Raw genomic sequence first — 9,546 nt, forward strand, 5'->3', positions numbered from 1 at the left:
ATTGCGGCATGCGGGATGCGGCTGGCATGCCGGCCTGAGCTTGGCGGATGCCGGCCCATCGCGGCCACGCTCGACAACGTGACAAACCCTCTCCGCTTGCTGCGGCATCCCGGCTTCGGCCTGCGGGTCCAGGAGCTGGTCCCGGACGAGATGCTGCGCTATCTCGCGATGCAGCTTGCCGTCACGGCTGAGGTCTACCGCGACTATGCCCGCCGTCGGCCGACCCGCCTCGAACATGCCAAGGAAGTGGCGCTGCGGCTCGGGCTGCGGGCATCGGGGCGGGCCGACATGCCGTTGATGGTGGATTGAGTACCGGGCTGGCTCGGATTACCGATGCAGGGCCGTGGCCGCACCGACTCCCCGAGCGCCGATCTCGGGCGCAACGTGCGGATGCGCCGCGGCAATCGTCCGCGTGCACCGCACCTTCAAATAGGTTTCGCCTGGCCGGATCGGCAGAGCCGTGTTCGCAACCTCGGCTTGTCCCTGGAATGCACAGGCAGCGGCGCTGGCCGTCACCGGCCCTTGAATGACGTCGATTGCCGTATCGGTTTGACAATCTCCTGGCGACAAGGCGGTCGCGCAGACGAGCAAAAGCATCTTGAACATTCCCGACCGGTCTCCAAAACTTGTCCCATAAACCAGAAGGATACCGCCACATCCGGGGGTCGGTATTGTTTCCAAAACCCAACGGTTGAGATGTCTCGTCTCAAATATTATAGGACGCTATTGCGCGTGACATCTCGATTGCAGGTCCTGATGCGACACAGTGCCGACTGGTTGATCGTAGGTGACTTTGAAAGGCTGTGCCGCATCGAGATAGGAGCGCCATCGCGTCTTGTGGGCGCCAAAGGGGCAGAGAACAACGCGACCCGGAATGGTCTCGCCGGGACGATCATTATTCCGGAAGATCGACTAGAATTTTGCGATATTCCTGCTCCGTGAAAGTTTTCATCGTGGTGGTTCGAACGTTTCCACGCGAACCGACGGCAAGCACGAACCTCGCAACCGCCTCGTCGTTGGGTGCTTCCAGATGGATCATGACATCGTACGGACCCATGCAGACGTGCAAGTCTCCAAACTCGACACCGAGGCTGCGGGCCAATTCTCTTCCGGCATCGATACGCTTGGCGCCATCGCGGATGGTGCGGATACCCTGATCCGTGAAGTTGAGAAGAAGACAATAAGCAGGCATGATGATCTCCCTGGTTAGGTGAGCTGATTGACTTTCTCGTTCTTTCCGCCGGGGTTGGTGCTTATTGATCTGTCTGATCCGATACTGCCATAGGCGCGTCAACGCCGGACGAGGCGATATCGACGCTGTTTGGAACTCATGTGTCCAGCCATGGCGCGATCAATTCGATGCAATGCCCGAAACGGGGCATCTCGCCGCGACCAGCAGTGGGCTAAGGTCAGCCGGCGCCAGCCGCCCATTGAACTTGCGCGCCACACGACGTCAGATTTGCGCCCCCATCGCAGCCGACACAAATCAGTCACTCGATGCTGGCACAGAAAAATATCCGAAATACGCGGCACAAGGCGGCGCTATTCCGGCTCGATCCTATCTGGAGACATATTCCATTGATTGCTTCCCTATCTTAGATTGGTTCCCAAAAGACTTGCATGTAATACTAGTTATATTTTGATAAAATGTCATGCATATTATGCCTATGCGGGCTCGTGGCAAAGGCGCCCTCCTCATGTTGCACGAGCGCTCTTGGACGTCCGGCTGCAGCGCGGGCCGCGCGTCCGTCGGGTGGCGGAGGTTCTTCGGCGCCGACGGATACCGTTCTGCTTTGTGACCGCCGATTGTGATCAGCCGATGAACGCATGCCCGGCGGAAGCTGTCCTCTGCAAGCCGATCACCCTGCCGGCTCTGCACGCGGCAATCAGCGCGCTGATCGAGGCATCGCCGCCGACCCGGGCTTCAAAGCAGGCGGCGGTTCAGCTTTCGCGGAAGCTCTTGGTGATCGAGTCGAGCAAAGGGCGCAGAAGGTAGTCCAGGAGGGTCCGCTCGCCGGTCAGGATCATCACCTCGGTCGGCATTCCCGCGATCAGCCTGACCCCGTCGAGCCGGCTCAGCTCTGATGGATCGACCTCCACCTTGGCCAGATAGTATGCGGTCCCCGACTTGTCCTCGACCAGCCGGTCGGCCGAGATCGAGCGGAGCGTGCCATGGATCTGGGGGAGGGTCCGCTGCCGATAGACTGTCAGCAGGACTCGGGCTTTCATGCCGGGTCGCACCACGTCGATGTCCGTCGGCTTGATCTGCGCGTCGATGATCAGCTTGGCCTCTGTCGGCACAATGTCGAGAATGGGCTCGCCCGGCCTGATCACGCCCGTGGCGGTCGTGATGCGCACATTCATGACGGTTCCGGAGATCGGGGCCTGAATGGTGGTCCGGGTGAGGATATCCTCCCGGGAGGGAAACTGGCTGCGCAACTCTGCCAGCTCGGCCCCGACCTTCGTCAGTTCCTCGTCGACGTCCTCCCTTTGCTGCTGACGCATGGTCAGCAGCTGCATCTCGGTTTCGCCGATCTCCTGCCCGTTGCGCGCGATCTTCGCGCGGTTCTCCGCCTGCTCCCCGCCGATGTCGGCACTGGCGCGTTGGAGCGCGAGCAGGCGCGGCAGGCGCTCAAGCCCCTTGTCGTAGAGCTCCTGCACTCCTGCGATCTCCTGGTCGAGCAGCGCCAGTTGCGCGTCCTGGGCGGCAATCATCTGGCGCAGTCCAGTGATCTCCTCATCCAGTTGCTTCACGCGCTGGCTGAGGATCCGTTCCTTGCCCTGGAAGGTCGCCCGACGACTGCGAAGCAGGGCCTCCTGGCCGGCCATCGCATGCTCGGTCTCGCCGCTTCCCAGGGCCACCAGCTCCGGCGGGAAGTCGATCTCCCGGGCATCGATCGCTTCGGCGTTGAGCCGGGCCTTGACCGCCAGGACGTGGGTATAGCGCTCGCGGATCTCCTCATATTTCGCCCGGGCCTGGACATCCTCGAGCGTCACCAGGGTGGCGCCGGCAACGACGAAGTCGCCTTCCCGCACGTGGATACCCCGGATGATCCCGCCCTCGAGATGCTGGATGGTCTTGCGGTGCCCATCGGGGCTGACGACACCGGGGGCAATGGCGGCGCCGGCCAGGGGTGCCGTCACCGACCAGCTGCCGAAGCCGGCCGTCAGCAACAGCAGGGCCCCATAGCCCAGCAGGCGCGGGCCGCGCGTCATGCGCGCCAGAGACGCCGCGTCGACAGTGGTGGCGCGGCGCCTCCGGAGCGCAAACCACAATAGGAGGAGCATGGCGCATGCGAGGACCGGGGCCGCGATGCGGACCGCCATCTCCGGAATATCCGCGGAGTTGAGCGTCGAGAGAAGCTTCTGCCACTGTTCGAGAGCCAGCTCCCACATGATCGCTACTCCGAGGATACCAGCGTCGGCCGCACGACCGGCGTGAGTTCCGCCGGGCCTGCAATAGCCGATGCGGCGACGGTCCGGCGGCGTCCGCTCGCGATCGTGGCCAGGACCGTATCGCGGTCGCCGAACGCCGCGACAGTGCCCTCCGCCAGCATCAGGATCTTGTCGGCCGCCTGCAGCGCCGCGGTCTGATGGGTGACGATGAGCACCGTCCGGCCCTGCTGTTTCAGATGGGCGAGGGCGCGGATCAGCGCCTGGTCGCCCTCGCTGTCCAGGTTCGAGTTCGGCTCGTCGAGGACGATGAGGGACGGTTCGCCGAACAGGGCGCGCGCCAGGCCCAGCCGTTGCCGCTGGCCCAGGGAGATCCGACCGCCATGCTGGCCGACATCGGTCTCGTAGCCGGCCGGCAGCCGAAGGATCATCTCATGAACGCCCGCCAGCTGTGCCGCCACGATGACCTTGGCGCTGTCGACCGGGCCAAGCCGCGCGATGTTCTCGGCGACAGTGCCGGGAAACAGCTCCACCTGCTGCGGCAGATAGCCGAGATACTGCCCCAGATCCTCCGGATCCCAGGCGAAGATCTCGGCCCCGTCGAGCCGCACATGGCCGTGGCTGGGCTTCCACGCGCCGACAAGCAGTCGGCAGAGGGTCGACTTGCCGGAGCCCGACGGTCCGATGATCGCGCAGGTCCGCCCGGGCTCGATGTCGAACGAGAGATTCCGGAGAATGGGGTCTCCCGACCGCGGCGCGGCATAGTGCAGGTTCTGCACGACGAGCCTGCCCGAGGGGCGGGGCAGGCGGACGGATCCGGCCTCGGGAGGCAGGGCTTCGAAGAGGCGGGCGAGGTTGCGCCGGGCGGCGCGCGCATCGACCATGCGGCGCCATGCGCCGATCGAGCGCTCGATCGGTGCGAGGGCCCGGCTCAGGATGATGGAGGCGGCGATCATGCCGCCCGAGGTCAGCTGCCCCTCCAGCACATAGTACGCGCCGAGGCCCAGGATCATGATCTGCAGCGCGAGCCGCACGGCCCGGGAGGCGTTCAGGATCGCAGCCGTCATCTCGGCCAGACGCCGCTGCTCGCTGCTGATCCGACGCTGCTGCTCCTGCCATTGCGCGAGAATGGTGCCGGTCATGCCGAGCGGGCTCAGGGTCTCCGCGCCGTCGACATATTGCTGGGCCGCCAACTGGCTGCGCCGAAGCGAGGCGGTGGCCGTTTGCTGCTGCGCCCGGGTCAGGAGATCGTTGGCCAGCGCGGCCAGGAACAGGACCAGCGCGCCGATGGTGGCCAGCCCCCCGAGGGCAGGATGCGCCAGCCAGATGAAGGCGATGAAGATCGGCGTCCAGGGGGCGTCGAGAAAGGCCAGGATGCCGTCGCCGGCGATGAAGCCGCGCAGGTCGGCCACGTCCTTCAGCCCGGCCTCGACGCCGGTGCCGGCGAGCCGCGCCGCCATTGCGCGACGGATCACCGCCCCGCTCAGCTCGCTTTCCAGCCAGGTGCCGATGCGGCCGAGAATCAGCCGGCGCGCCTGCTCGAGGAGGCCGTAGATGGCGATGGCGGTAAGCGCCATCACGGTCAGCCATACCAGCGTGTCGAGCGAACTGCTCGACAGCACCCGGTCGTAGACCTGCAGCATATAGATCGCGCTGACCAGCAACAGCAGGTTGGCAAGAAGGCTGAACCCGATCAGCGCAGGCGCTTGGCGCCGGATCACAGCCATGACGGCGGTGAGGGGAGGATCTGGGCTCGGCATGGCCATGGCACTGTTCGACAAGGCAATCGGTCGCTCCGCCGGCTGTGCGCCCCGAAGCGCGCACAGCCGGCGTGAGCCGTTCAGGCGATGACGCCGTCCACGTGGTTGTCGTCGAACAGCCCGGTCCCATCGATGCCGATGGAGAAGCTGTCATTGGCGGTGTCGCCGTCGGCGTCGGCGATTTGGACGGTGAAATCGAGCTTCTCGTCGGGTGCCGGCTGCGACCGGAACAGGCCGAAGCCGCCGATATCGAAAGTGTTGTTGTCGTTGCCGGCAATGCCGTCCGCATTGCTGATGTTCTGGATCAGGACGCGGTCGTGGGTTCCACTCGTCGTCCACCTCACCAGGTCGCCGCTGGTCAGGCCGGTGATCGTCAAGGTGCCGTCGGCGTTGACCGTGGCGACCGGCGTTGACTCGCCGCTGACCACGAAGTTGACGACCGAGCCCGCTGTGATGTTGACGTGCGTATCGTTGGTGAGCCCGTCGACGAAATTCGCCCCCGGTTCGGCCGCGGTATTGAAGGCGGAGATCTTGACGGTGACGGGTCCTTTGCCCGGATTGGTCTGGTTGACGGTAAAGGACGCCGCGGTCGCATTGAACACGCCGGTGAAGGCGATGTTGGCTTCGATATCGGCCTCGTTCTGGTCCAGATTGGGCACGAGGAAGTTCGTGTTCGTGCCGGTGACGTAGGTGATGAACGCGCCCTCATCGGGGTTGATCTGGTTGCCGTTGACGCCGAAGGAGGTGGTGCTGCCGGCTTGACTGATGTTGAGCACGTCCTTGGTGTTGATGTTCCCGCCTTGGGATTGATTCAGCGGATCCTCGCCGATCACCACGATCTGAGCGGAGGCTGTATCGCCGAAGATAATGAACAGGTTGCTGCCCGATGGCGCTCCGGCGAAGCCGAACTGCAGCTCCGCGGCCGGAGGATCGTGGAGGACGTCGAAGGTATAGTTCCCACCGGACAAGCTCAGCCTGAAGAAATCGATGTCGCCCGCCGTGTGTGTTCCACTGCTATCGACATCCTGGAAATAGGTGACGGTCGTCCCGTTGCCTGTGATGTCTCTGAGCAGGGTCAACTCCCCGGACGTGCCATCGAGTATCGTCAATGTCGCCGGGGAGCTGATGACGCTGAAGGTTGCCGGGTTATCCGCTCCGACCACCCCACTGAGCGGGTTGGTCACGGAATCACCAGCGGCGAAGTCCACGAGCCCATCGCTGATGGGACCGATGGCCGGTCCGTCGTCCTGGAACTGCACGGCATCGCCGATGCCGGTCGAGGCCGTGGCCGCGTCGCCGTCGCCGTCGGTGACCGTCACCACCGCCTGCAGCGCGCTGTCGGTGATCGACACCGTGTCGTCGGGGTTGGTGGCATTCGGATGGAACAGCGAGGCGTACTGCGCGACGCTGACCACGCCGGTCGTGCTGTTGATCGCGACGGCGAAGGCCGCCTGCCCGGCGGCGCCGCCGATGCGGCCGACCACCAGGCTGCCTTCCTTGAACAGGAAGATGCTCGTACCGTTGGTCGTGTCGAGGCCGCAATCCACCCCCGCCGCAGACACAGCGAGGGAGAACGCCGTCGTGGCGCCCTCCTGATCCGCGCCAAACGAGCTCCCTGTCGAGCTCACCACGGGGCTCGCGTCCTGCGCGTAGCCGGTCGGGCTCAGATCGATGCTGACATTGGCGACACCGGCGAACAGCGCCACCACCCCCGCCGCGGTGGTGTCGTCGGCATCCGCCTGGACCCCGGCGGTCTCGTCATGCGCCACTGTGGCGGCACCCTGCACGATCGCCGCCGTCGGCCCGTCGTCCTGGAACCGCACCGCATCGCCGATGCCGGTCGAGGCCGTGGCCGCGTCGCCGTCGCCGTCGGTGACCGTCACCACCGCCTGCAGCGCGCTGTCGGTGATCGACACCGTGTCGTCGGGGTTGGTGGCATTCGGATGGAGCAGCGAGGTGTACTGCGCCACGCTGACCACGCCGGTCGTGCTGTTGATCGCAACGGCGAAGGCCGCCTGCCCGGCGGCGCCGCCAATGCGGCCGACCACCAGGCTGCCTTCCTTGAACAGGAAGATGCTCGTGCCGTTGGTCGTGTCGAGGCCGGAATCCACCCCCGCCGCAGACACAGCAAGGGAGAACGCCGTCGTCCCACCCAAGTCGGTACCGAACGAGCTTCCTGTCGAACTCACCACAGGGCTCGCGTTTTGCGCGTAGCCGGTCGGGCTCAGATCGGTGCTGACATTGGCGACACCGGCAAACAGCGCCACCACGCCCGCCGCGGTGGTGTCGTTCGCATCCGCCTGCACCCCGGCGGTCTCGTCATGCGCGACCACCGGTGCGCCCTGCACGATCGCCGCCGTCGGCCCGTCGTCCTCGATCACGATCTGCTGGCCGACGAACGCCGACTGAGTGCCGGCGGTCTCGACGCCGATGCCGCCGATGTCGAACTTGCCCTGGACACCGGTGACCTTGAGTCGCTCGTGAGAGGCGGCGTCGTATTCGACCTTATAGTCGTCCTGGAGGCCGCGGAGCTCGACCTCGCCGCTGGCGAGGAAGTCCACGGTGATGCCGTTGACAGGGGTGGTGACGTCGCCCGTGGCGGTGAGCAGGAGGGTGCCGGATGCATTGAACACCCGGACTTCGGAGATGGCGGCGATCGGATCATTGGTGTAGCCGTTGATGAAGCCGTCGCCGGTCGGCTCGGTGGCGCTGCCGTCGCCCTGTGTGTTGAGGGCGGTCAGCCTGAACCCGGCCGGGTCGTTGCCTTGGGTCTGCGAGATCGAGACCGATCCGCCGATGATCGTGTTGAGGCCGCCGAACAGGATGTTGGTCTCGGCATCCGCCTCGCCCTGGCTCAGGTTGGGCACGGTGAAGTTGGTGTTCGGGCTGGTGACGAAGGTGAAGACCATCGTCTCGCCCGGGTCGATCATCTGATTGAAAACGCCGAGGGTGGTCGGCCCGCCGCCTTGGGAGATGAAGAGCTTCAGCACCTCGGTATCGGGCGTGACCACCAGGCCGGTACTGCCCGAGGCGACCATGGTGAAGAGGTGGTTGCCCGAAGGCGTGCCGGCGAAGCTGAAGGCGGTCTTCTCGCTCGCCGTGAGCTTGAGGGTGTTGCCGAGATTGACGGCATCGTCCGGATCGGTGCTGTCGCCATGGAAGATCGGCGCGTAGGTGACGACGTTGAAGGTCACCTGGGCGCTGGTGGCGCCGGCGTTGAGGACGTCCTGCTTGAAGATGACGAAGGCGATCGCGTCGGCACTGCCGTTGCCGTCGCTGTCATAGCGGCCGATCACGGTGTCGTCGCCATCGGCAAAGAGCAGGATGCTCCGGCCATCGACGGTGTCGAGCCCGCTGTCGTCGCCGTCGAGAACGCCGCCGCTCCCGTCGGTGAACTTGATGTCGGTCAGCAGGCTGCCGGACGAAGCATTGACGGTCACCGAGTTCGTCTTGGTCGCGACGCCGACGCTGGTCGGGAACGCGGGATTCAGCCCGAGAGTGGTCTCGAGATAGGTCCGGAACGAAGCCGACAGGGAGGAATACGCCACATCGGTGTCGATAAAGCCATCGCCGCTGTCGCCGGTTTGCAGCCCGGTGGTCTGGTCGTTGACGGCCTCGTCGTTGAGAATAAAGGTGATCGCCATGGTCGTCCTCCCCATTCGTGTGATTTGGCGAGCCAAGTCGGCCCTGACGCCGCGGGCCGTGGCCGCTGTTAAGCGAAGCTTGCGGGATACGAGGCGCCGGGGCCGCAGCTAGGCCGCCGCGCCCCCCGGCGCTCTGCCATGTGGGCATTTCCGGTGGCAGGATCCCCGGCGCTTCGACAGCGGAAGGCAGGTCGAATTGATCCGCAGAGGCGTGTTTGGCGGTCGAGATGCGTTCTCTCGACCGTGATCGGGTAGGGGGGAGCTGTCGACGATAATGGTCAGCCTGGACACAAGCTCTGCGGACTTCCTCCGTCCGCCGCCAGCATTACACCAGTCAGTTGCACCGCCGAAGGTTGACACCGAGTCCACCCGTCGCGTCGATGGTGCGTGAAACCACTCCCAGCCCAGAAAACAGCCAGAGAATGATTCACTGGAACGAAAATTGCGCACAATTATAAATTATTAAATATCTGTAACAAAGAGAAAGATATTCCCAAGCGATGACGGCAATCTCGTGAAAGGAAATTCTCTAGAAGCGGGAGATCCATCCTACGAAAGTTGCTGATCGCATACCTTCGGATCATAAGATCCTTCGATCAAAGGTTCGATATTGCTATTCGAATTTCCTACAATGTGTCCGGAGGTGGGGTGGCCGTGGTGAAGAGAACACCGCGGTCTCCGGCGGAGGCCAGATCGATCAGGCGGCCACGGTGGCGTCCGCTTCGGGGAGCCTCAGGATATGACTGGTT

General features: G+C 64.5%; 6 protein-coding genes. 1 reads left to right on the top strand and 5 read right to left on the bottom strand.

Features of this window, described 5'->3' with window-relative positions; translation table 11 throughout:
- A partial coding sequence (locus FFK22_RS39445) for a DUF4158 domain-containing protein (protein ID WP_143956936.1) occupies positions 1 to 309 on the top strand: 309 nt, incomplete at its 5' end.
- An 18-nt stretch (positions 310 to 327) separates the two neighbouring features.
- Here FFK22_RS39445 and FFK22_RS39450 read toward each other — a convergent pair.
- The 5 genes from FFK22_RS39450 to FFK22_RS39470 all read right to left on the bottom strand — a co-directional run bounded on the left by FFK22_RS39450 (position 328) and on the right by FFK22_RS39470 (position 8,797).
- Positions 328 to 606, bottom strand: a complete 279-nt coding sequence (locus FFK22_RS39450; protein ID WP_186002914.1) for a hypothetical protein — start codon at positions 604 to 606, stop codon at positions 328 to 330.
- 289 nt (positions 607 to 895) lie between these two features.
- Complete coding sequence (locus FFK22_RS39455; RefSeq protein ID WP_138892728.1) at positions 896 to 1,192, bottom strand: GYD domain-containing protein; 297 nt, start codon at positions 1,190 to 1,192, stop codon at positions 896 to 898.
- A gap of 749 nt (positions 1,193 to 1,941) precedes the next feature.
- Positions 1,942 to 3,396 (bottom strand): HlyD family type I secretion periplasmic adaptor subunit, encoded by a 1,455-nt coding sequence (locus FFK22_RS39460; RefSeq protein WP_221939215.1) that lies wholly within the window; start codon positions 3,394 to 3,396, stop codon positions 1,942 to 1,944.
- Between the two features lie 5 nt (positions 3,397 to 3,401).
- Complete coding sequence (locus FFK22_RS39465; RefSeq protein ID WP_221939216.1) at positions 3,402 to 5,159, bottom strand: type I secretion system permease/ATPase; 1,758 nt, start codon at positions 5,157 to 5,159, stop codon at positions 3,402 to 3,404.
- Positions 5,160 to 5,233: 74 nt separating this feature from the next.
- A complete protein-coding gene (locus FFK22_RS39470; RefSeq protein ID WP_138892729.1) occupies positions 5,234 to 8,797 on the bottom strand; it encodes a DUF5801 repeats-in-toxin domain-containing protein in 3,564 nt (1,187 codons plus the stop codon).
- Positions 8,798 to 9,546: the final 749 nt, after the last annotated feature.

Source organism: Mycobacterium sp. KBS0706 (assembly GCF_005938675.2).
Taxonomy (GTDB): domain Bacteria; phylum Pseudomonadota; class Alphaproteobacteria; order DSM-16000; family Inquilinaceae; genus Inquilinus.